The organism is Delftia sp. WSY_12, assembly GCF_043104645.1.
Classification (GTDB): Bacteria; Pseudomonadota; Gammaproteobacteria; order Burkholderiales; family Burkholderiaceae_C; genus Comamonas; species Comamonas tsuruhatensis.
This window is the reverse complement of sequence record NZ_JBICKW010000048.1, coordinates 12,670-34,333: the sequence shown is the minus strand read 5'-3', so window position 1 is coordinate 34,333 and position 21,664 is coordinate 12,670. Positions and strand designations below refer to the sequence as shown.

The following is a 21,664-nucleotide window of genomic DNA, read 5'->3' as shown; positions in this document are numbered from 1 at the left end:
GCTGATAGGGGTCCGGGCCGGTTCAGTCCGGGTCGTTTTGGCGCCTCAAGGCGTCAATGCAAAGTCCACCGCAGCCTCGGCATGCAAGGCCGTGGTGTCCAGCACGGGCACGGGGCAATGCGCCTGCTGCACCAGCAGGCTGATTTCCGTACAGCCCAGCACCATGGCCTGGGCGCCCTGCCCGGCCAGCTGCGCCATGATGCGCTGATAGGTGCGCCGCGACTCTTCCCGTATCCGGCCTGCGCACAGTTCCTCGTAGATGATGCGGTGCACTTCGGCGCGGTCCGCCTCCTGCGGCACCATCACCTCCAGCCCCTGCTGCTGCAGGCGCTCGCGCATGAAGGGCTGCTCCATGGTGAAGCGGGTGCCCAGCAGCCCCAGCCTGCGGTGGCCTGCCGCCCGGGCCACATCGGCCACCGGGTCGGCAATGTGCAGAAAAGGGATGCGCACCGCTGCCGCAATGCGGTCTGCCAGCTTGTGCATGGTGTTGGTGCACAGCAGCACCCCATCCGCCCCGCCATCCTGCAGCCGCCGCGCGGCATCTTCCAGCAAGGCAGCTGCGTCATCCCAGCGGCCTTCATGCTGGGCCAGCTCGATGGGGCCAAAATCCACGCTGTACATGAGCAGTTTTGCAGAGCGCAGCGGACCCAGCCGGTCGCGCACGCCCTGGTTGATGAGCCGGTAGTACTCGGCGCTGGACTCCCAGCTCATGCCCCCGATGAGACCGATGATGCGGTGAATTTCCGTGTGGTTTGCGTTCATGCCTTCAGTGTGGGCAGCGCCCGGTTTCCCGTCTATCAAGAAATTTCAGTTCAAGACACAAGGCGCCAGGGTGATGAAAGTTCAGGAACTACCGGGATTCGAGGTGCAGCTGCTGGGCCGCGCGGCCTACAGCAGCCATGACCCGACCCGCCTTCATTCGCTGGGCATTGCGCTGGAGCGCCAGCAAGGCGTGCATGCCATTGGCAGCGACCGCCGCGTGGACTTCGACACATGGCCCGGCACGGTGGCACGCACGCCACCGGGGGTGGATGTGTTTTCCGAATCGGCCACGGGCGGCGAGTACCTGGTGGTTCGCTGTACCCCTGCGCAATGGGAGCAATGGCTGGACGACGCAGTGCCTGACACCGAAGCCCGGCGCGTTGTGCACCCTGGCCAGCGCGCCGCCTTGCAGATTGCGCACCAGCTGCGGCAACTGCTGCTTTGCCCCGAGACGGACACCCTGGCAATAGAGCAGGCAGCCCTGCACTTCATGGCCCGGCAATGCGTCGATGCGAGGGATGTGCCCCATGTGCCCATCCCTCGCATCGATGCATTGCGCCCGGTGTATCGGCCGGTTCTGGAGCGCATGGCGGCCGAGTTTGCACAGCCGTTGAGCATTGCCCAGCTGGCCCGGATGACCCGTCGCACCCCGCTGCGTTTTCTGCGTGAGTTTTCCCAGCTGCTTGGCATGACTCCGCATGCCTATCTTGTGGAGACCCGCATACAGGCGGCCCGCTCCATGATGCGGGCGGATGCCGATTCGCTGGCCTGTATCGCCCACGATTGCGGCTTCAGCCATCAATCGCACATGGGAGCCGCGTTTCGCAAACATCTGGGGCTGACGCCCAGCCAGTACCTGGCCCGCATTCGCCATACGGCCAGGCAGTGACCGATGGAGCACCTGGACCCGTCACGCCCGGGGCATGCGGCATGACCGGTGTTCCAGGCGGTGCAATGAACTTGCAAGTTCCCGCGTTGGCTTTTCATTCCCATTGTCAATCCGAACAGACGGACTCGACCTGCGCACTTCAACCGCGCATACTTAGGGCCATTGCTCTCCCCCTGTTCTGATTTGCGATGGCGCGGCAACCCCAACCTTGCCGTGTTCCTGCCAATGGAGCGGACTACCGATAATTCATTCCCGTTATCAACGGCATATCGTGCCGCTCGGCCATGTCGGGCAGAACTGAGGACCGCCAATCCGCCAGCAGCGTGCCCATTCAATGTGCGTACACATCTGATAGAGCAGATCAATGAAATGACCCCTCGAAAATCCACATTCGCACCTTTGAGCAGAATTTTTGCTTTCGCCATTGAACTGGATGGAGTGGACCGTGTGCTGTCCGTGGTCCGGCGGCATCTGGGCATGGATGTGGCCTTTGTGGCCCGATTCCGCGAAGCGGATCGGGTGCTGGAGCATGTGGACGAGAGCACTGGCGGTGTGATTTTCCGGCAGCAGAAGATTCCATTGAACGAGGGCTATTGCCAGAAGGTGGTCAATGGCGAATTGCCGCAGTTGATTCCAGACACGTCCCGTTTACCCGCTGCACAGGGAATACCGGAGACGCACACCATTCCCATCGGCTCGCACCTGAGCGTACCGATCCGCCTGGATGACAACCGTCTGTACGGCACCTTGTGCTGCTTCAGCCACCAGCCCAATCCCGCGCTGGGTGAGCACGATATGTCGCTATTGCGGGCATTCTCCGATTTATTGGGACTGCATTTCAGTGCAACTTCTGCGGTCCAGCATGCAAGGGACAAAGCGGCCAACGAAATCCGCCTTGCCATGCAGGGAAATGCGCTGCGCCCTGTATTTCAACCCGTATACACCATCGCGACAGGCAAGCTGCACGGTTTTGAGTGCTTGTCGCGCTTTGACCTGGAGCCATTTCGCCCGCCAGACCAATGGTTCAAGGCAGCGCACGAAGTAGGCCTGGGGCTGGAGCTGGAGCGCCATGCAATCGACACGGCGCTTGGCGCGCTCGGTCGCCTGCCAACCGATTGGCTGCTCGCAGTCAACTGCTCGCCGCAGCTGATCCAGTCGGGGCAGCTGCCCCGGCTTCTGGGTTCGGACCAGGATCTGTCGCGCGTGACGCTGGAAATCACGGAGCATGCCGCCGTGGATGACTACAGGGCTTTGGCCGATGCACTGGCTCCGCTGCGGCGCCGGGGCGCGACCTTGGCAGTCGACGATGCCGGTGCCGGCTACTCCAGCATGCGGCACATCCTGCATCTTCAACCGGACATGATCAAGCTGGACATGAGCATCACGCACGACGTCGATACCGACCGCAGCCGCCGTGCGCTCGCCAAGGGGCTCACGAGTTTCGCGCACGAAATAGGAAGCGTAGTGGTCGCCGAAGGTGTGGAGACTGCCGAGGAATTCAATGCGCTGGCAAGCCTTGGCGTGGATCTGGCCCAGGGCTACTTCTTTGCCAAGCCGATGGGGTCAGCACAGGCGCTGGCCATGGGACTTGCCAGGGCCTAGGGCCCAGGCGTTCAAGCTTTCGAGCCTGCGTGAATGCGTGCCTGCCTGCATGCGTGAATGTGCTGTGGCGACGCAGCGTTCTCCCGCCACCTTGACCGGGATCAAGCACACACCAGCCATGGTGCCCGAGCAAGGCGCCCGTTGCGCGAAGCCGTAGTGCACCCGGCGCATAATCGCCTGCATTCTTTCCCCAGCCCATCCGCCATTGCAGGTCTGCATGCGGCAGGCGCGTCCAGCGGCCATCGCGGCGCCCCAGCATTTCCCCAGACTTCCAGCAACAGCCTCCCGGCAGGCGGTCATGGGCATGCCCACGGTGAACCCAGATGGAAGTTTTGAAGCAACTCGAACCCCTCATGCGCGACATCATCGCGCCCCAGGCCGCGCAGATCGACGAGCAGGCACGCTACCCGCGCGCCGCGCTGGATGCACTGGCGGCAGCCGGCCTGCTGGGCCTGATCAGCGCCAGCGAGGTGGGCGGCCTGGGCAAGGGCCTGGCCGAAGCGGTGCAGGTCGTCGAGCGCATTGCCCAGGACTGCCCCTGCACGGCCATGGTGCTGACCATGCACTACTGCGGCGTGGCGCTGATCGAACCCTTTGCCGACGACCCTGTGCGCCGCGAGATCGCGGCCGGCCGCCACCTCACCACGCTGGCCGTGTCCGAAGCCGGCTCGCGCAGCCATATCTGGGCGCCGACGGGAACGGCGACCGCCGCTGAAGATGTCATCCACCTGAACGCGCTCAAGAGCATGATCACGTCGGCCGGCGAGGCCGATTCCTATGTCTGGATCTCGCGCGCCACGCAGGGCGAGGGCAATACGCTGTGGCTGGTGGACAGCCGGCTGCCGGGCCTGTCCATTCCCGGACGCTTCAACGGCATGGGGCTGCGCGGCAATGCATCCTCGCCCATCGAGGCACGCAACGTGGGCGTTCCACGCGCCCGCATGCTGGGCGCCGACGGCGAGGGCGAGGCCGTGAAGGGCCGCTATCTGATGCCCTTCTTTCCCACGCTGATCGCCACCACGTCCATCGGCCTGATGCAGGGCGCGCTGCGCCGCGCCGTGGCCCATGTGGCGGGCACGCGCTTTGCGGAAAGCGGCAGCTCGCTGGCCGACCTGCCCACCATCCGCGCCTACCTGGCCCGTGCCCAGCTGCGCCTGGAGCAGGCCCGCCTGCTGCGCGACGATACCGTGGCCGCCGTGCAGGCGGCCCGGGCCGATGCGCGCACCCGCCTGCTGCAGAGCAAGGCCGCAGCCGCCGAGGCCGCACTGGAAGTGACCGACATTGCCATGCGCGTGTGCGGCGGCGCCGCCTTCCGCAAGGAGCTGGGCATAGAGCGCCTGTTCCGCGATGCGCGCGCCGCCTCGGTCATGGCGCCCACCACCGATGTGATCTACGACATGCTGGGCAAAGGCATGTGCGACGCCGCCGCCTGAGCCTGAACGGCAGAACCCGTCGATCGCTTCACCCCTCCTCCCCCATCCAGCAAAGGACTTCCGCATGACGACAACCGCCCCCGTGATCAAGCTCGGCGCCGTGGCCTACGCCCCCAAGGTGATCACCATCTGGGAAGGCTTCAAGGCGTATTTCATCGAGCGCGGCTACTACTTCGACTACGTGCTCTATTCCAACTACGAGTCGCTGACCGAGGCGTTGATGGCAGGCGATGTGCACCTGGCCTGGAACTCGCCGCTGGCCTTTGTGCGCGCCGACCGCATGGCCCGCGCGCGCGGCCTGCGCGTGGAGTCCATCGCCATGCGCGATACCGACCTGGACCTGCATTCGCTGCTGGTCGTTCCCGCAGACAGCCCCATCCAGAGCGTGCAGGACCTGCGCGGCAAGACCGTGGGCTTCGGTGCCGTGGATTCGCCCCAGGCCACGCTGATCCCGCTGGACCATCTGCGCCAGCAAGGGCTGGTGGCCGGGCGCGACTACACGGCACGCCGCTTTGACGTGCTGGGCGGCAAGCATGGCGACCACATCGGCGGCGAGCGCCTGGCCGCCGCCGCCATGGTGGCCGGCGAGATACAGGCTTCATGGATGGTGGGCAAGAACTACCTGGCCTTTGCGCGCGAAGGCACGCTGCCGGCCGGCGGCACGCGCGTGCTGGCCACCTCGGGCGCCTTCGACCACTGCAACATGACGGCCGGCCCGCACATCGATGCCGGGCGTGCCGCCGCCTTCCGCGACATCCTGCTGGCCATGTCCTGGGACGACGCGGCAGTGCGCCCGCTGCTGGAGCTGGAAGGCCTGAAGGTCTGGCACCCGGGCCGCGGCACGGGCTACGGCCTGCTGGAGCGCGCGGTGACGGACGAGGCCTTCTACGACGCCGAAGGCCGCATCACCGTGCAGGACTACCGTTACTGATACGCGCCATGGCCATGCCTGATTCCGACAGCGGCGCCCTGCCCGCCTCCACCCTGCCTGTCATCGACCTGCAGGGCCTGGGCTTCGATGCCGGCGCCCATCTGCTGGTCAAGCACGCGCTGGCCGCCCTGCCCGTGGGCGGGCAGCTGCGCGTGACCGGCAGCGCGCCGGGCTGGCAGGCCCAGCTGTCGGGCTGGTGCAGCGACCAGGGCCATGGCCTGCGCTGGGAGGATGGCGTGGATGCAGCACAGGCCATGGCCATCGTGGCGCGCGGCGGCGCCCAGGCCGGGCGCTGGCGCGGCGCGGCGCAGACGGGCCGCAGCGATGCGCGCTCGGGCGACGGTGCCGTGGCCGCGCAGGCCCAGCCTTTCTGGGGCCTGGCCGCGCGTGGCGCGCAGGTGGAAGCCGGGGCGCCGGCCTTCCATTTCCGGCTCAGCGACAAGCTGCAGGTCTGGACCGACAGCGCCTCCGACCTCTACGCCCAGGCCGTGGCCGCGCAGTGGAATGCCGACACCGACATCGACTGGAACGACGCACCCGAGCTGCCCGCGCCGGTGGAGGACGCCATCGTCCAGCTCATGACCTACATGGTCGAGAACGAGAATGCGGCCCTGCTGGTGCCTGCGCGCTTCCTCGGCCAGCTGCACCCGCACTACCGCGAACTGCAGGCTGCGCTGGCCATCCAGGTGGCCGACGAGGCGCGGCACATCGATGTCTTCACGCGCCGCATCCGCCGCCACGGCCGCGAGCCCGCGCTGTCCACGGCGGGTGGCCAGGCCTCGCTCAAGAGCCTGCTGGACGAGACGGATTTTTCCGTGGCGGGTTTCCTGCTGTCGGTGCTGGGCGAAGGCACTTTCGTGCACCTGCTGCAGTTCCTGCAGACCGAGGCGCCCGACCCCCTCACACGCCAGATCTGCCGCCTGGCCGCGCGCGACGAGGCGCGCCATGTGGCCCTGGGCATGTCCCACCTGCTGTACCGCCTGCAGCACGAGCCCGGCTTCCAGCACCAGCTGGCCCAGGCCGTGGAGCAGCGCTTCGACAACCTGGCCGGCACCTCGGGGCTGAACGAGGAAGTCTTCGACGCCCTGATCCTCATCGCGGCCGGCACCCTCACTCCCGAGGCCCTGGCCCGTGGCGCCGCCCGCGTGCAGCAGCTCATGCGCGACATGGCAGACGGCCGGTTTTCCAAGCTGCTGCGGCTGGGGTTCGAGCGCGGGCATGCGGAGCGGCTGGCTTCGCTGCATACGCGCAATTTCATGTAGGCACGAGAAACGGACCCGGTGCGCGGTGCCCGGTGGCCATAGGACCGGCGCCGGTCAATCCACGATCAATTTGCTGTTGTTCAGCAGCTGCGTGATGATCTGCTGATCCGTGGCGGCACCCGAATACAGCGTCTGCAGATTCACGCCTTCCAGGATGATCTGCTGGGTCTCGGCCGATGCCGAATAGCTTGCACCCGCCGCATGGGAGTCCGCACCGAAGCCGCCCGTGTGGCTGACATGGACCCAGGTATCACCTCCCGTGATCTCGAAGTGCAGGTAGTCGGCCAGGTTGCCTGCGGCATTGCCGGGGCCTGCGGATTCACCCTGCAGCAGGTCGCGCAGGTCCAGTACATCACCGCCTGCGCCGTTGGCTCCCGCGGCCGCCGTGGCGAAGTTCTGGATTCGGTCCAAGGCCGGTGTTCCCGCCGCCCCCTGGTCTCCCAGCGACCAGGCAAAGACATCCACGAAGTTCTCGCCCGCATCACCGCCGCTCATCAGATCGTTGCCGGGGCCACCGGCCAGCAGGTCCGTGCCCGATCCCGCGTTGAGGGTGTCGTTGCCGCTGCCGCCGATCAGCACATCGGAGCCCGAGTCCGCCGACAGGTTGTCGTCGCCAGCGCCCCCGAAAACGATGTTGTTTCCGCTGCCGGCGTTGATGGTGTTGGCGCCGTTGCCACCGGTGATGTATTCGCTGGCCGAGTTGCCCGTATGGTTGCCGCTCTCGGTCGTGGTGATATCCACGGTCGTATATGAGGCCTTGAGCGTGACCACGGTGGATGTCGATGCCGTGAAGCCGCCGCTCACCTCCGTCGCCGTGACCTGGACCGTGAGATTGGTGGCGTTCGTGGTGTAGCTGCCAGGCAGATTCAGGATGAGATTGGGCAGGTCGGCTTCGGTGAACTGCCAGACACCACCACCCAGGTTCGTGCCCGCATTGAAGGACAGATTGGTGGGCAGTCCACTGATCCTGATCGACAGGGTTTCCGAGCCATCCGTATCCACCAGCTTCGTGGTTATCGGAAACCTGACGCTGGTCCCGCCTGTGCCTTGTGCGATGGCCAGCAGGGACTTCAGGACAACGACCGAAGAAGCGCTGGCCGCTCCAACCGACAGATTGACCGTGCCGATACTGGTACCGCCGCGCCCATCGGTGACGTCGTAGAGAAAGCTGGCCGGTCCTTCGTAGCCTGCCGCGGGCGTGAACAGCACCCCGCCCGCCTGCGATGCAAGGCTGCCATTGATCGGCGAATGAGCCAAGGTGATGGTCAGGCTGTCGCCGTCGGCATCCGTGTCATTGGCCAGCAACGTGGCAAAGCTGATGCTCCGCGGGATGTCCGTGGCAACCATCCATTGATCTGCCACGGCAACCGGTGCATCGTTCACGGGAGTGACCGTGATGGAAACGGTGACGATGTTTCCCATGGCCAGCCCATCGCTGGCACGGTAGGCAAAGCTGTCGGAAACCGTCTCGCTGCCGTTGTGGATATAGGTGAAGGTGCCATTGCCGCTCAGCGTCAGGGACCCGTTCGCCGGACCCGTCACCAGCACCGCGACGAGCGGATTGCCGTCAGGGTCCGTGTCGTTGGCCAGCACGCTGGTTGCACCGCTGGCAAGGACCGTGGCCACAGCGCCCTCGGCCACCACTATCGCATCGGAGACAGACACTGGCGGTTGATTGCCGGAGGGCGCAGCAGCAACCGTCACCGACACGCTGGCCGTGGCAAAGCCGCCCCTGCCGTCGCCAATGGTGTAGGTGAAGCTGTCGCTGCCGGTGAAGTTGGCGTTCGGCGTGTAGACCGGATTGCCCGTGACGGCATCCACGACCACGGAACCGTGGGTGCCCTGGGTGATGCCGGAAACGGTCAGGCTGTCCCCATCCGCATCGCTGTCGTTCCCGCGCACGGCGATGGTGACGGATGTATCGGCATCGGTGGTGGCCGTATCGTTGCCGGCCACGGGCACCCGGTTCACGAAAACACTCAGCGTGCTGGACGCGCCGGTCTGCACGGTGTAGCCGATGCCCAGCGGATGGCCGCCGCTGTAGTTCGCATCCGCCTGGAAAGTGAAGCTGCCGTCTGCCTGCAGCGCGAAGGTCCCGCGCCCCGCCACGTTCCGGGAGCTGCCGGCCGCCACGGTCTGGCCTTCATAGGTGAAGCTGGCGACCACGAGCGCCCCATCGGCATCGGAATCGTTGGACAGCACATTGCCCGTGCGCTGCCCGGCCGTGTCCACCTGCACGCTGTCGGGCGCAAGCACGCTGGCGTGGCTGCCGTGCGCGGCGGCCGCCGCGTTGGCGCACAGCTGCGCCACGTCCACCCAGCAGGAGCCGCCCGCCTCCAGCGTGGCGCCGACCGCGCAGGCGCTGCCGGGACGCGCGGCCGTCGTGGGAATCGTGCCCGGCACGCCCAGCGGAAAGCAGGTGTTCCAAACAGGGTCCGTGATGCCGGTGATTTTCAGCCGCACCGAGGTCTGGTTGCGATAAACCACAGGCAGGAATCCCTGCGGTGCGCCATCGGCACCCAGCGCTGTCGTCTGCACGGGAACGGTGAGCGTCTCGCCCGCGGCCTGGTTGAAGGCTTCCTGCAATTCCTGAATCTGGGCCTGCACCCGCTCGCCCCAGACCGCCGTGGCTGCGGTCATGACAACAGCACCGCCCATGGCCCAGGCACGCAGGCCGACCAGGGAGATCCGCCCTTTTTGCACACCCCGCACAAGGCAGGCCCCCAAGGCCAACGCCAGCAGCGCAAGAGCGCCAGGGTGGTCCACAGGAATCGCCGCCGGCGCCACGGCTGCCAGCGGTGCCGCAGTGATGCTCTGGGCCTGGGCTGCCGGCACGGCACAGGCCACGGCCAAGGCGCCCAACGCCTGTGCGAGCCCCGTGCCACGGGCAAGGAATTGGAAAAGTTGCAGCATGGGTCTGGCCTGGAAGAAAAGATCCGAAGATCCGAACAGACGGGGAGCGGTCCCCGCCACTGCCTTCAGGCAGGCCACAAATGACTGCGCTGCTGACAATTTCTTACTTTAGACGACGACCTGCGCAGCGCATATCCCTGAAAGCAGGTAATTGGCCAGCGGGCACCGGCTCTGGCAAGGGCCGCTCGAAGGCCGCACGACCCCTCCAATGCGCCCAGCTCGTCCGACCGCCCGCCCTTGCCTGGCAGGTACCGGCCCAGATCCACCCCGCCCACATGCGGGCCGCATATCACTCGACTTGTGACAACCCTAGAAAACCCAGGGATTTTCTCGCGGGCCTTTGTGATTTTTCCCATCAGAAAAACCGAGCCGCATCAGCGAATTAAGTCAATGGAGCCGGAGAAAGTTTCGCAAAAAGACAAACGCCTGCGCAATCTGACAAGAGAAAGCTTTTCCAAATGTAAACAATTGTTTATTCAGCCTGTAAGATTCCTCCAGTCAATCAGTGTTTCCCATGGGACAGGCCTGCGCCACCCCACAGATGCATTCATCATGAAAATGCATCAATCGAGCAGGATCATTGATTTTTTCATGCAAGAATTCTTACTCAATCCATCTTTTGACGCACAACATCCACGGCCACCCAGATGAGAGCGCATCCAGATTGTGGAGAATAATATCCGACCATCACCAGCGTACTGATCAGGGAAACAATAAAATCAGCCGGGCCGAGCAATTGCTGCAGGCCTGCAAATGGCCGGAGCCGCCGATATATCCATCATTGGTACTCAGGCATATTCAGGAAGCGCAGGCGATTTTCGAATTGCACCGCATGCCTGACCGCGCGGTGTCGTCGCGCATCGCAGCGGCCTTCATCCATTGCCAGCTGGGTGAGGAGCGCAATGCCATTTCACTGGCCACGGCGGCCATGGCCAATCCCGCGCTGCTGCCGCCCGAGGCCCTGGTGCGCGCCACCTATGTGCTGGCGCTGGCGCATGGCCGGCTGGGCGAGCTCGATACCGCCCTGCAATTGATCGAAGGCAAGGACCATGATTTTGCGCAAATGGCGCCCGGAGACAGCCCCTGGCTCCCCGCCCTGATCACCTGGGCCCGGGCGCAAATCCTCTGGAAGGTCTTTCTTTATAAAAACCACCAGGACCTGTGGTGCGGGCCGCCGCCCGATTCAGGCCTGGTCCAGCTGGGTGCCGCTGCGCCCGACAGCGTTGCCTTGCAGGACCTGCTGGGGAATGTGGGCCGGCAGCTGCCAGCGGGCCTGGCCTGGCCGTACAGCGAGCTGCTGCGGCTGTCGCTCAAGGGGCTGGAGTCGGGCCGGCGCGAGGCTGCCGCCGTGGTCCGCGCCATTGAGCGCATCGGCATCCACTACCAGGCCAAGAACCCGCCCATTGCAGGCTGGGCCTGGCTCAGCAGTGCGCTGGTGCATTGCAGCAAGCGCCAGTACGGACAGGCGCTGCAGGCCGCCGTACTGGCCAAGTCCACGGCGCAGACCTACCAGTTGGAGGGCCTGCACCGCAATGCGCTGGTCTATGAGTACCACATACAGGAAACGCAGGGCGATTTCGCGGGCGCACTGTCCACGCTGAAGGCGCTGAACATCATGCGACTCAAGAGCATGGCCATCAGTCCTTATCTGGAGAAATCACGATTCACGGCCATGGACGAGGCGCGGTTGCATGACCTGGAACCTGCCTATGTGAAACGCGCCCTTCAATACATAGAAGACAACCTGGACAAGAAACTGCTGGTGCAGTCCATTGCCGACCATTGCCGCGTCAGCCGCCGCACGCTGGAAGTTTCATTTCGCCATAGCCGATCATGCAGCATTGGTGAATATATAAGACAAAGCCGTATCCACCTGGCTGCGGAATCCTTGCTGACCACGGATCAAAGCATAGGACAGATTTCCTCCCGGCTTGGATATTCCTCCCTCTCCACATTTTCCAGGGATTTTTCCGGCCATTATGGGATACCGCCATCGGCCTGGGTTCGGCACCACCGGCTGACGTGATTTGAAAAATCCTGGAATGCATATGACGGGCGTGTATTCAGGCCCTACCGATCACCCGAAGCAACACGCAAAGTAGGACGCAAAGGAAGACGCATGAAATATCTGAAGAATATGAAAACGGGCTCCATGCTGGGTCTGGGTTTCTCGGTTCTCATCCTCATCGCGCTGTCGATTGCGCTGCTGGGCCGAGCGCGGCTGATCCAGGCCTCGGACGATGTCTCCTACCTGGCCGACACGCGCATCACCAGCCTGCTCAGGCTGGTGGAGGTCAAGAGCTCGGTGGAGTTCATCTTCCGCGGCGTGCGCAGTCTGGCGCTGATCGAAGACCCTGCGGAAAAGGCCCTGGCCAAGGCCACGCTGGACACGCAGCGCCAGAAGATAGGCCAGCTCATGGAGCAGTTCCGCGAGGGACTGACCACGCCGCAGGGCATCGCCCTGTACGACCGCATGAGGAATGCGCGCACCGCCTACCTGCCGCTGCTGGACCAGTTCATGGCCGCGGCCATGCGGCATGACCTGCCCACTGTCTCGGCCATGCTGGGCAGCAGCGGAGAGTTCCGCAGGCAGCAGGACGCGTTCTTTGCCGCCATCAACGACATGCTGGCCCACCAGCAGGTGCGTGCCACGGAAACGGCCCAGGCCACCGAAGGCAAATCGCTGGCCGCCGGCCGGCAGATGCTGTCGCTGGCCCTGGCCTCGCTGTTGCTGGGTGCGCTGGTGGCCTGGGCCATCACCCGCCGCATCAAGGGCCTGCTCGGTGGCGAGCCGGCCTACGCGGCCCAGGTCACGCAGGAAGTGGCCAAGGGCAATCTGGCGGTGAACGTGCAGCTGCGCCGGGGCGATACCACCAGCCTGCTGGCCAGCCTGGAGGCCATGCGCGCCAGCCTGGCAGACATCGTCAGCCAGGTGCGCCACAGCAGCGAATCGATTGCCACGGGCGCCAGCCAGATCGCCTCGGGCAACGCCGACCTGAGCGCGCGCACGGAAGAGCAGGCCGCCAACCTGGAGGAAACGGCTGCCTCCATGGAGCAGATGACCGCCACCATTCAGCAGAACGTGGACACGGTGCGCAGTGCCTCGGGCCTGGCCCAGTCGGCCAGCGCCACGGCCGTGCACGGCGGCGAGGTGGTGCATGGCGTGGTCAGCACCATGGAGGACATCACGCACAGCTCGCGCAAGATCGAGGAAATCATCGGCGTGATCGACGCCATTGCGTTCCAGACCAACATCCTCGCGCTCAACGCCGCCGTGGAGGCCGCGCGTGCCGGGGAACAGGGCAAGGGCTTTGCGGTGGTTGCCTCGGAGGTGCGCTCCCTGGCCCAGCGCTGCGCCAACGCGGCCAAGGAGATCAAGGGCCTGATCAGCGAGAGCGTGGGCAAGGTCGCCGCCGGCTCCCGCCAGGTGGCCGAGGCCGGCAACACCATGAACGACATCGTCACCCAGACGCACCGCGTGGCCGAACTGATCTCCGACATCGGTGCCGCCACGCAGGAGCAGTCCCAGGGCGTGACCCAGGTCAGCGACGCCGTGCAGCAGCTCGACCAGGTGACGCAGCAAAACGCCTCCCTGGTGGAAGAGTCTGCCGCTGCCGCCGACAGCCTGAACAAGCAGGCGGCGCAGTTGGTGCAGCTGGTCAGCGTGTTCCGCCTGGATGAAAGGGAGGCCCGGGCACAGGCCGTGTCCGCGCCGGTGGCAGCGGTCGGGCTGGCGCGCGCACAGACCGCCAGGCCGTCTCCAGCGCTGGCCCCCGCCGCGCCCCGTACCAAGCCCCTGCGTGCGGCAGCGGCGGCGGCCTCCAGCGCGCCTGTGGCGCTGCCTGCCAAGGCGGCAACACCCCGCCGCGCCACGGCGGCCGGAATGGCCGAAGTGGCCGAGGCCGATGAGTGGGAGCAGTTCTAGAACAGGCTCAGCGCATCACCAGGCCGCCATCGACGAACAGTACCTGTCCCGTCATGAAGCCGCTCAGTTCCGAGGCCAGGAACAGCACGGGCCCTGCCACGTCTTCGGGGCTTGCCAGGCGGCGCAGCGGCGTGGCGGCCATCAGCGATTCGCGGAAGGACTCGCGCGTGTCCTGCGTGCCCTGCGTGGGATAGACCAGCCCCGGCGCCACGCAGTTGACACGTATGCCCACGGGCCCCAGCTCGCTGGCCAGGTTGCGGCTGAAGGCCACCAGCGAGGCCTTGGCCGTGGTGTAGTCGTGGTAGGGCACGACGGGGTGCTCCACCAGGTTGCTGGCAATGTTGACGATGCTGCCCCGCGCACGCTGGCGCATCTGCGGCAGCACCGCGCGGCAGACGTTGAAGGCCGCGCCCACGGCACCGTCGTACTGGGCCTGGTAGTCGCTCCATTGCAGGTCGTCGAAGAGGCGGCGGCGCTCGGGGTCGAAGGCGTAGGGTTTGAAGGCGTTGTTGACCACGATGTCGATGGCGCCCGCCTCGCGCGCAATGGCCTCGGTCATGGCCTGGACGGCGGGCTGCGAGCCCACATCGGCCTTGATGGCCCAGGCATCGCCTCCGGCCTGCTTGCCCGCAGCCTGGCAGGCCGCCACGGTCTGCGCGGCGGCAGCATCGTTGGACAGGTGGTTGACCGCCACGAGGGCGCCCTCGCGGGCGAAGGCGATGGCAATGGCCGCGCCTATGCCGCGGCCGGCGCCGGTGACCAGCACCACCTTGCCTTGCAGGCCCAGGGAAGACGGCTGTGCCATCTCAGGCCCCGGGCAGCAGGCTGGTGTCCACCACGTCGGACACCTTGATCTGCCTTTGCACCATGCCCAGCGCGCGGTAGGCGTCGGCGCCCTTTTGCAGGGCGGCCAGGTCGAAGCTGCCCAGCGGCTTGCCGGCCTGCAGCGGCTGCGAAGACGCGTTGCGCAGGCGGATCACGTCCAGGTTGATATCGCGCTGGGTGCCGTCGATGGCGTGCTTGCCGGCCAGCGTGGCGGCTTCCTCGGGGTTGGCCATCATCCAGGCGGCGCTGTCGCGGTAGCCCTTGAGGAAGGCGCGCAGCAGGTCCTTCTTGTCGCGCAGCGTGTCCTCGCGCACCACGAACATGTCGCTGGAGATGTTGAGGTGGTCGCGCACCTGCATCACATCGACCTCGCCAATGCCTTTGCGCAGGCCCACGGCCAGGCCGGTGTCGGTGGCGGCCGTGGCATCGACCTGGCCCTGCATCAGCGGCGCGAAGTTGAGCAGGCCGGTGACGACGATGGTCACGTCCGACTCCTTGAGGCCGGCCTGGTGCAGCATCACCAGCAGGTTCTGGCGCGTGCCGCTGGACAGGCTGTAGACGCCGATCTTCTTGCCCTTGAGGTCCGCCGGCTTGCGGATGCCCGCCGACTTGAGCGAGACCACGTTGAACACGTTCTGCGGGTAGATGTCGTAGATGGCGACCAGCTTCTCGCCCTTGTCCAGCGCCATAAAGAAGGAGCCGGGGTCGGTGAAGGCCACATCGGCCTGGCCGCTGAGCATGTTGCGTATGGCGTCGCCGCCGCCCGCGCCGGGCAGGTAGGCCAGCTCCACGCCCTGGGCCTTGAAGAAGCCCTTGTCGGGCTCGGCCAGGATGTTGGTGATCTCACTGATGGGCTTGCTCCAGCCCGCCAGGCGGATCTTGCCTTGCACAGGAGCGGCCAGGCAATTGCCGGCCAGCGCCAGGCCGGCAAAACCGGCAGAGGCGCCCAGCAGGCTGCGGCGGGTGAGGAAGGGGGATTGCGGTGTGTGCATGGCGCTTGGGGAAAAGGTTGCGGAAGTGTTCAGGGTGGTCAGGCGGCGCGCGAGCGCAGCAGCCGGCGTTCCAGCACCAGGCAGGCCTGGTACAGCAGCAGGCCCATGGCGGCGATCAGCACCAGGGCCGCAAACATGAGGGTGGTGTCCATCATTCCCTGGGCGGCAATGACCACGGCGCCCAGGCCGCGGCTGGCGCCCATGAATTCGGCCACCACGGCGCCGACCAGTGCCAGCACCACGGCCACGCGCAGGCCCGCAAGAATGGCGGGCAGGCCCGTGGGCAGCTTCAGGCGCAGCAGCGTCTGCAGCCGCGTGGCGCCCAGCATGCGAAACAGCTGCAGCCGCTGGGCATCGACCTGGCGCAGGCCGGTCAAGGTGTTTTCCATCAGCGGGAAAAAGCAGATCAGCGCCGTGATCAGCACCGTGGGCAGCATGCCGAAGCCGAACCACAGCACGAACAGCGGCGCCAGCGCCAGCTTGGGCACGACCTGGCTGACCACCACGTAGGGCTTGAGCACACGCTCGAGCAGCTCGGATTCAGCCAGGGCCATGCCCGCCAGCAGGCCGATCGCGCTGCCGGCCGCCAGCCCCAGCAGCAGGGCCTGGAGCGTCGCCCAGATGTGCGGCCAGAAATAGCCCGTGGCCAGCCCCGTCCACAGCGATGCCGCAATGGCCGAGGGCGCCGGCAGCACCAGGGCGGACAGACCCCATTGCCGCACCAGCAGCTCCCACAGGCCCAGCAGGACCAGCGCCAGCGCGGCGGCCAGCAGGCGGGCATGGAACAAGGACACCGTCATGCCGCCGTCCTGTCCAGGGCTGCGCGCACGCGGGCGCAGTGTTCGTTGAACGCCGGCCCGTGGCGCATGGCCTGGGTGCGCGGCGCGGGCAGATCGACCGCCATATCGGCCACGATGCGCCCGCCGTGCATGAGGGCGATGCGGTCGCCCAGGTAGACGGCCTCGTTGATGTCATGGGTGACGAAGAGCACCGTGGTGCCGCGCTCGCGGCAGGTGCGCAGCAGGTCGTCCTGCAGCTCGGCGCGCGTGATGGCGTCCAGCGCGGCAAAGGGCTCGTCCAGCAGCAGCAGCGGCGGATCGAGGACCAGCGCCCGTGCCAGCGCCACGCGGCTTTGCTGCCCGCCCGAGAGATGGCGCGGATGGCGCTGCGCATGGCTGGCCAGGCCCAGCTGCTGCAGCAGCGCCAGGGCGCGTTGTTCGTCCTGCGGCGCGGGTCGCCTTTGCAGCGACACGGGCAGCAGCACATTGCCCAGCGCCGTATGCCACTCCAGCAGCGTGGGCGCCTGGAACATGAAGCCCAGCTGCGGGCCGGGCTCGGCCAGCTCGGCGCCACGCAGGAGAATGCGGCCCGACTGCGGCCTGAGCAGCCCCGCCGCCAGCTTCAGCAAGGTGGTCTTGCCGCAGCCGCTGCGGCCCAGCAGGCAGTGGACCTCACCGGCCTGCACGCGCCAGTCCACGCCGTCCACCACGGGCGGGCGGCCCGGGTAGGTGAACACCACCTGTTCGATATCGAGAAACGCCATGCCGTCAGCCCCGTCTGTGATGCCCGTCATGCCCGTCGTGCCGGTGTGCATGGATGTCAATCCGCATACGGGGCGAACGGCTGCGCCGCCGCCTCGGCAGATTGCTCTATCTCGGTCATGCGCACCAGGTCCAGCAGGTTGAAGCGGCCGTCATGGTGCCAGCCGGCCTCGGGCATGCTCATGGAGCCGATGGCGCTGATGCGCGTGACGCCGGCCGCGCCCAGCAGGCCGGCCAGCCGGTACAGCTGCTCGGGCGAGGCGGCAATGCCGGCCGTCTGCAGGTAGTCGCGCTGCGCGGCCACCACGGGCACGGCGTCATCCAGGCGGTCCACGCCCACCACGGCAATCGTGCGGTACAGGGCCGTGGGCGCCAGCGGCTGCAGGCTGTCGCTGTACGCCACGCTCCAGGGCGCGTCCACCGGACCCAGCAGTTGCTGTTCGTCACCTGACCATTCCACGGCCTGCTGCCAGCGGGCCACGGCGGCGCCCTCCTCCAGCTCCAACGGCCGGCGCGCAAAGCGCCGCTGCAGGTTGGCCAGTTCGGCCGCCAGGTAGTCGGCAAAGGCACGCGCAGAGACTGGGGCGCCGCGCTCCACGTAGAAGACATGGGGCGAGTAGCAGCCCTGCTGGTCATAGCGCATCACGTCCCAGGCCGCCAGCCGCGCCACGGCGGGCGCCTTGAGCGTGTCCAGCGCATGGGCGCCCACCATGCCGAAGCCCAGCTTGTGGCCGTGCGGCAGAAAGCGCGTGGTCACGGGCAGGCGCTGGCGCAGCGCCTGCAGCGTCTGGTTGCCGCCGTAGGCGAGCACGGTGTCGGCCTCGGCATGGAGCGCGGCGGCGGCATCTCCATTCGCGCCCTCCGCCCCATCCACGCCCCCCGCACCGCTCCACCACACCACGGCCAGGCAATCGGCCAGCGGCGGATGCACCTCGGCCAGCAGCCGTGCGAACCAGCCCGCGAACAGCGGCTCGGCGCTGGCCAGCTTGCCAATGGCGGGCGCCTTGACCAGCAGGCCGCAGACCAGGCTCCACAGGGACAGCGCAGGCACATTGCCGGCCCAGCTGTGCATCAGCAGGTCGGGCCCGAAGGCGCGCACCGCGCCGCCCTTGGGCGCGGGCTGGAAGCCGTCGAGCACTGCCGGGTTGGCAAAGTCCTCGGCCACGAAGCGCCGCAGCTGCGCGGCGCGAAAGGTCTTGAAGAAGCCCGTCAGCCCCAGGCGCACCATGTCGGCGTCATAGCCGCTGACCACGGGCAGCCAGGTCTCGGCCTGGCGCCGATAGGGATCGCTGCGGTCCAGCAGGCGGGCGATGGCGCGGTCGATGGCGTCGATGATCTCGGCCACGGGCATGGCCCTGAGGTGGCGGTCGGCGGCACGGCGCACATGGGCTGCCAGCGCATGCATCTGCGGGCCGGTCAGCAGGGGCACGGAGACTTCCAGCCGCACGCCACCGCGTTCGAAGGGCAGCACATGCCACTGCACCTTGTCCTCGCGCAAACCAGGCAGTTCGGGCAGGTAGCCGGCCGTGATCCGCTCGATGGTCATGCAGCAGCGGCCTTCACGAATTCATCGACCGCCAGCGAGCAGCCCTTGGCCGCTGCGCCCTCGGCACGCCCCAGCAACAGGAAACCGCTGTTCTCGCCATGGCCGGCCCACAGGCCCACGTCCTCGGTGAGGATGGTGGTGACCGCGTTGTAGTTGGCCAGGTCGCAGTGCACGAGAATGCCGCGCTCGCCGGGCGCCACGCTGCGGCCGGTGACGGGCTCGACCAGGCGCGAGCGTATCCAGTGCGGCCCCGACTTGACCGAGGGCAGCGTGTCATTGCCGTCGTCATAGAACTGCGTGCTCAACTCGGTCATGCCGTACATGTTGATGCAGTGGCTGCGCGGCACGCCCAGCAGCCGGGACAGGTCGGCGTAGAAATCCTCCAGCGGCAGCTCGCGCGACTGGCCCTTGTAGCCGCCCGTGTCCAGGATGCGGCTGCCCGGCGGCAGACGGAAGCTGCGGCCCTGCTCGCGCAGTGCGTCCATCACATGCACCAGGCTGAAGCTGGCGCCCAGCAGCGCATAGGGGCGGCCGCTGCGCTCGGACTCCTCCAGCACGGCGCACAGGCCGGGCATGTCCAGGCCGTCGGGGGTGAGGAAGTAGCGGCTGTCGGGAGTGCCGAATTCCGTCTTGGCCAGCGCCAGGTAGTGGGCCAGCGAAGAGTTGGGCATGGCCTGCTCGTCGGGAAAGAGAATGCCCATGGGCAGGCGCTCGTGCCCGGCCATGAAGCGCTGCGCGAAGTTGCGCGTCATCGACGCATCGTAGACATCGAGCGCTGGATGGAAGTGGCGCCCGCGCGAAGACAGTCCCTTGGCCTGGCCCGTGGTGCCGCTGGTCATGAACACGCGCTCCCCGGGCGAGGCCGGCTCGCTGCGCAGCTCCATGGCCTTGAACGCATCGATGGGCACGGCGGGAATGTCGCTCCAGGTCTTCACATTGCGCAGCGTGGCGCCGCGCCGCTGGCAGAAGCTGCGAAACGGCGCATTCGATTCGTATTGGTAGGCGAACAGCCGCAGGGCCAGTGCATCGAACTGCTCGTCGGTGCAGCCGTCCATGGCGATGAATGCAAGCAGGTCTGCGACCAGAGAAGCCGCCTGGGGCCGGGCCTTGTCCATGGAATTCCTTCGAGAGCTGGGACGTGATGCTCCGAAGGCGCCCCGCCCGTGGCGCATGGGCGGCCACGCAGGGGTGCAAGCTCTTCTTCCGCCGGAATGACCCGGTTCAAGTTCTCGGGTGTGGATCTCAGCACTGGCGTGCACCCCGGAGCGGAGGGCTATCTTACAGCAGGGTCGCCAACGCCGCAGGCCCGGGGCCATCGCCCTGCAAGACTGCGTCAGCCCAGTGCCGTCAGCCGCCGCATCACCCATTCCACGGGCCCCTGCGCCACCTTCTTGCTCCAGGCCCAGGCGGCCAGGCTGGCGATGATCACGTACAGCGCGGCGGCCACGGCCACTTCGCGCAGGCTGCGCGATCCGTCCAGCGCGCCCATGGCCTCCAGCAGCCCCATGCCGATGAGGATGTGTGCCAGGTACAGGGTCAGCGTCATGCGCCCGGCCGGCAGCAGGCCGCGCCACGGTCCACCGGGCCAGCAGTCGGCCAGCCGCAGGCAGGCGCCGATGGCAATGCTGGCGCAGCCCAGGCCCATCAGCAGGTAGGCCGGGCCGGGCGGCATGGGGCCGGTGGCCAGCCAGGGAGCCCATTCACTCTGTGCCGCAAGTGCCGGGACGGCGCAGGCCAATCCCACCATCACGCCACCCGCAGCCACCAAGGTCCATTGCACGCGCGGCTCGGCCAGCGGCAGGCGTGCCAGCAGCATGCCGCAGAGGAAGAACGCAAACCAGGGCAGCACCGGATGGAAGCCGTTGAACAGCAGGTTGCGCGCAAAGCCGGCCGGCTCCCACAGGTCCTGGTAGGACAGGCTCGCCCAGTCCCAGCCCTGGCTGTAGTCCAGCTGCAGCAAGGCCCAGGCGGACAGCATGGCCACGGCCGCCATGCCGGCCAGCAGCGCCCTTGCGCCGGCCTGCAGCCAGGCGATGGCCAGCACGAAGTAGACCGCGTAGTAGTGAATGATGTCGGCCGGAAAGATCAGCAGGTTCATGCCACCGGCCACCAGCAGGAACAGCGCGCGGCGCAGCGTCCAGAGGCGCGCCGTGGCCGGCTCCAGCGAGCGCGTGGCCAGCACCAGGCCCAGTCCCGCCAGCACCACGAAGGTGGCCGAGGCCTTGCCCTCCAGAAAATGGAAGAACGACAGCAGCCAGCCCGGCTCCTGCAGCGCGGGATGCATGGCCTGCTTGAAGTTGACGAACACCATGCCTGCCAGCGCCAGATAGCGCGCCAGGTCCAGCCCCGCCAGGCGGGCGCCCCTGCCGGTGGCGTGCCTCATGTCGCGTCCCCCCGCGCCTCGCCTCCAAGAAGGCAGGCCAGCAAGGCGGGATGCAGCACATCGACCCCTTCATCCGCCCCCGCGTCTTCTTGCGGCGTCACCGCCAGCGCAAAGCGCAGCGCATCGCTTTCCACGGCATCCAGCAGCAGTTGCGCGGCCAGGCGCACGGGCACGGCGGGCCGCAAGAGGCCCTGCTGCGCCCCGCGCTCCATGAAGCCTGCCAGGCCGTCGAGCATGCGCCTGCGGTTGGCCTCGAAGGCCGGCGCCAGCCCGGGCGAACGCGCGATCTCGGACAGGCATTCGGCGCTGAGCACGGCCCATTCCCGCTGGCGGCACAGCGCCTGGTAGGCGGCCAGGAATTGCGCCACCACCGGCAGCGAAGGGGCTGCGGCCCGCTCCAGCGCCTGCAGCAAGGGCAGCAGCTCGGTCTGCTCCTGCGTGGCGACCTCGGCAATCAAGGCCTCCTTGCCGTCGAAGTGGTTGTACAGATTGCCCAGGCTCACCGAGGCGGCCTGCGCAATGTCGCGCATGCTGGTGCAGTGAAAGCCGCGCTCCACGAAGCACTGCAGGGCCGCCTGCACGATGAGGGCCCTGCGCTCGCTGATGTCTTCCTTCTTTTTCATGCCCCGAATGATGAACGAACGTTCATTCATAGTCAAC

Annotated in this window: 18 protein-coding genes and 1 riboswitch; of the genes, 8 read left to right on the top strand and 10 right to left on the bottom strand. The window is 66.9% G+C overall.

The window, feature by feature from the left end; translation table 11 throughout:
• Window positions 1–45: 45 nt before the first annotated feature.
• Window positions 46–762 carry an aspartate/glutamate racemase family protein gene (locus tag ACF8LI_RS22665; RefSeq protein ID WP_209802752.1) on the bottom strand — a complete coding sequence of 239 codons (717 nt, stop codon included), beginning with the start codon at window positions 760–762 and terminating at the stop codon, window positions 46–48.
• Between the two features lie 73 nt (window positions 763–835).
• Between ACF8LI_RS22665 and ACF8LI_RS22660 the strand changes: the two genes are divergently transcribed.
• The 5 genes from ACF8LI_RS22660 to ACF8LI_RS22640 all read left to right on the top strand — a co-directional run bounded on the left by ACF8LI_RS22660 (window position 836) and on the right by ACF8LI_RS22640 (window position 6,879).
• Window positions 836–1,651: a helix-turn-helix domain-containing protein gene (locus ACF8LI_RS22660; protein WP_016453230.1), complete on the top strand. Its 816-nt coding sequence runs from the start codon at window positions 836–838 to the stop codon at window positions 1,649–1,651.
• Window positions 1,652–2,020: 369 nt separating this feature from the next.
• Window positions 2,021–3,253, top strand: a complete 1,233-nt coding sequence (locus ACF8LI_RS22655) for an EAL domain-containing protein (protein WP_034367634.1) — start codon at window positions 2,021–2,023, stop codon at window positions 3,251–3,253.
• 323 nt (window positions 3,254–3,576) lie between these two features.
• Entirely contained in the window at window positions 3,577–4,686 is a 1,110-nt protein-coding gene (locus ACF8LI_RS22650) for an acyl-CoA dehydrogenase family protein (protein WP_026062547.1), read from the top strand.
• Between the two features lie 64 nt (window positions 4,687–4,750).
• Complete coding sequence (locus ACF8LI_RS22645; protein ID WP_016450660.1) at window positions 4,751–5,617, top strand: phosphate/phosphite/phosphonate ABC transporter substrate-binding protein; 867 nt, start codon at window positions 4,751–4,753, stop codon at window positions 5,615–5,617.
• A gap of 8 nt (window positions 5,618–5,625) precedes the next feature.
• Window positions 5,626–6,879, top strand: coding sequence for a ferritin-like domain-containing protein (locus ACF8LI_RS22640; protein ID WP_034367628.1), 1,254 nt, complete (start codon window positions 5,626–5,628; stop codon window positions 6,877–6,879).
• Between the two features lie 54 nt (window positions 6,880–6,933).
• On the opposite strand, the gene ACF8LI_RS22635 is transcribed toward ACF8LI_RS22640, so the two are convergent.
• Complete coding sequence (locus tag ACF8LI_RS22635; RefSeq protein ID WP_392414181.1) at window positions 6,934–9,792, bottom strand: midcut-by-XrtH protein; 2,859 nt, start codon at window positions 9,790–9,792, stop codon at window positions 6,934–6,936.
• Between the two features lie 300 nt (window positions 9,793–10,092).
• Here ACF8LI_RS22635 and ACF8LI_RS22630 point away from each other — a divergent pair, with 300 nt between their 5' ends.
• From ACF8LI_RS22630 to ACF8LI_RS22620, 3 genes are all read left to right on the top strand, one after another.
• Window positions 10,093–10,443 (top strand): hypothetical protein, encoded by a 351-nt coding sequence (locus tag ACF8LI_RS22630; RefSeq protein WP_126312084.1) that lies wholly within the window; start codon window positions 10,093–10,095, stop codon window positions 10,441–10,443.
• 181 nt (window positions 10,444–10,624) lie between these two features.
• On the top strand, window positions 10,625–11,818 hold the full coding sequence (locus tag ACF8LI_RS22625) for a helix-turn-helix domain-containing protein (protein ID WP_034367625.1): 1,194 nt from the start codon (window positions 10,625–10,627) through the stop codon (window positions 11,816–11,818).
• 93 nt (window positions 11,819–11,911) lie between these two features.
• A complete protein-coding gene (locus tag ACF8LI_RS22620) occupies window positions 11,912–13,717 on the top strand; it encodes a methyl-accepting chemotaxis protein (RefSeq protein ID WP_392414180.1) in 1,806 nt (601 codons plus the stop codon).
• A 7-nt stretch (window positions 13,718–13,724) separates the two neighbouring features.
• Here the strand turns inward: ACF8LI_RS22620 and ACF8LI_RS22615 are convergent, their stop codons facing one another.
• The 8 genes from ACF8LI_RS22615 to ACF8LI_RS22580 form a co-directional block, all read right to left on the bottom strand.
• The gene (locus ACF8LI_RS22615; protein ID WP_392414179.1) at window positions 13,725–14,522 is read right to left on the bottom strand and encodes an SDR family oxidoreductase; all 798 of its coding nucleotides are present in this window, start codon (window positions 14,520–14,522) and stop codon (window positions 13,725–13,727) included.
• Between the two features lies 1 nt (window position 14,523).
• Window positions 14,524–15,534, bottom strand: coding sequence for an ABC transporter substrate-binding protein (locus ACF8LI_RS22610; protein ID WP_046239925.1), 1,011 nt, complete (start codon window positions 15,532–15,534; stop codon window positions 14,524–14,526).
• Between the two features lie 38 nt (window positions 15,535–15,572).
• Window positions 15,573–16,334: an ABC transporter permease gene (locus ACF8LI_RS22605; RefSeq protein ID WP_016450562.1), complete on the bottom strand. Its 762-nt coding sequence runs from the start codon at window positions 16,332–16,334 to the stop codon at window positions 15,573–15,575.
• The gene (locus ACF8LI_RS22600; protein WP_392414178.1) at window positions 16,331–17,128 is read right to left on the bottom strand and encodes an ABC transporter ATP-binding protein; all 798 of its coding nucleotides are present in this window, start codon (window positions 17,126–17,128) and stop codon (window positions 16,331–16,333) included. Before ACF8LI_RS22600 ends, ACF8LI_RS22605 begins: the two co-directional genes overlap by 4 nt.
• 5 nt (window positions 17,129–17,133) lie before the next feature.
• On the bottom strand, window positions 17,134–18,621 hold the full coding sequence (locus ACF8LI_RS22595) for an acyl-CoA reductase (RefSeq protein WP_392414177.1): 1,488 nt from the start codon (window positions 18,619–18,621) through the stop codon (window positions 17,134–17,136).
• Window positions 18,618–19,736 carry a long-chain fatty acid--CoA ligase gene (locus tag ACF8LI_RS22590; RefSeq protein ID WP_392414176.1) on the bottom strand — a complete coding sequence of 373 codons (1,119 nt, stop codon included), beginning with the start codon at window positions 19,734–19,736 and terminating at the stop codon, window positions 18,618–18,620. The genes ACF8LI_RS22595 and ACF8LI_RS22590 overlap by 4 nt, the downstream gene beginning before the upstream one ends.
• A gap of 66 nt (window positions 19,737–19,802) precedes the next feature.
• Window positions 19,803–19,894, bottom strand: a riboswitch (TPP riboswitch).
• Window positions 19,895–19,954: 60 nt separating this feature from the next.
• Window positions 19,955–21,004, bottom strand: coding sequence for a DUF418 domain-containing protein (locus tag ACF8LI_RS22585; RefSeq protein WP_392414175.1), 1,050 nt, complete (start codon window positions 21,002–21,004; stop codon window positions 19,955–19,957).
• On the bottom strand, window positions 21,001–21,627 hold the full coding sequence (locus ACF8LI_RS22580) for a TetR/AcrR family transcriptional regulator (protein WP_392414174.1): 627 nt from the start codon (window positions 21,625–21,627) through the stop codon (window positions 21,001–21,003). Before ACF8LI_RS22580 ends, ACF8LI_RS22585 begins: the two co-directional genes overlap by 4 nt.
• Window positions 21,628–21,664 lie beyond the last annotated feature (37 nt).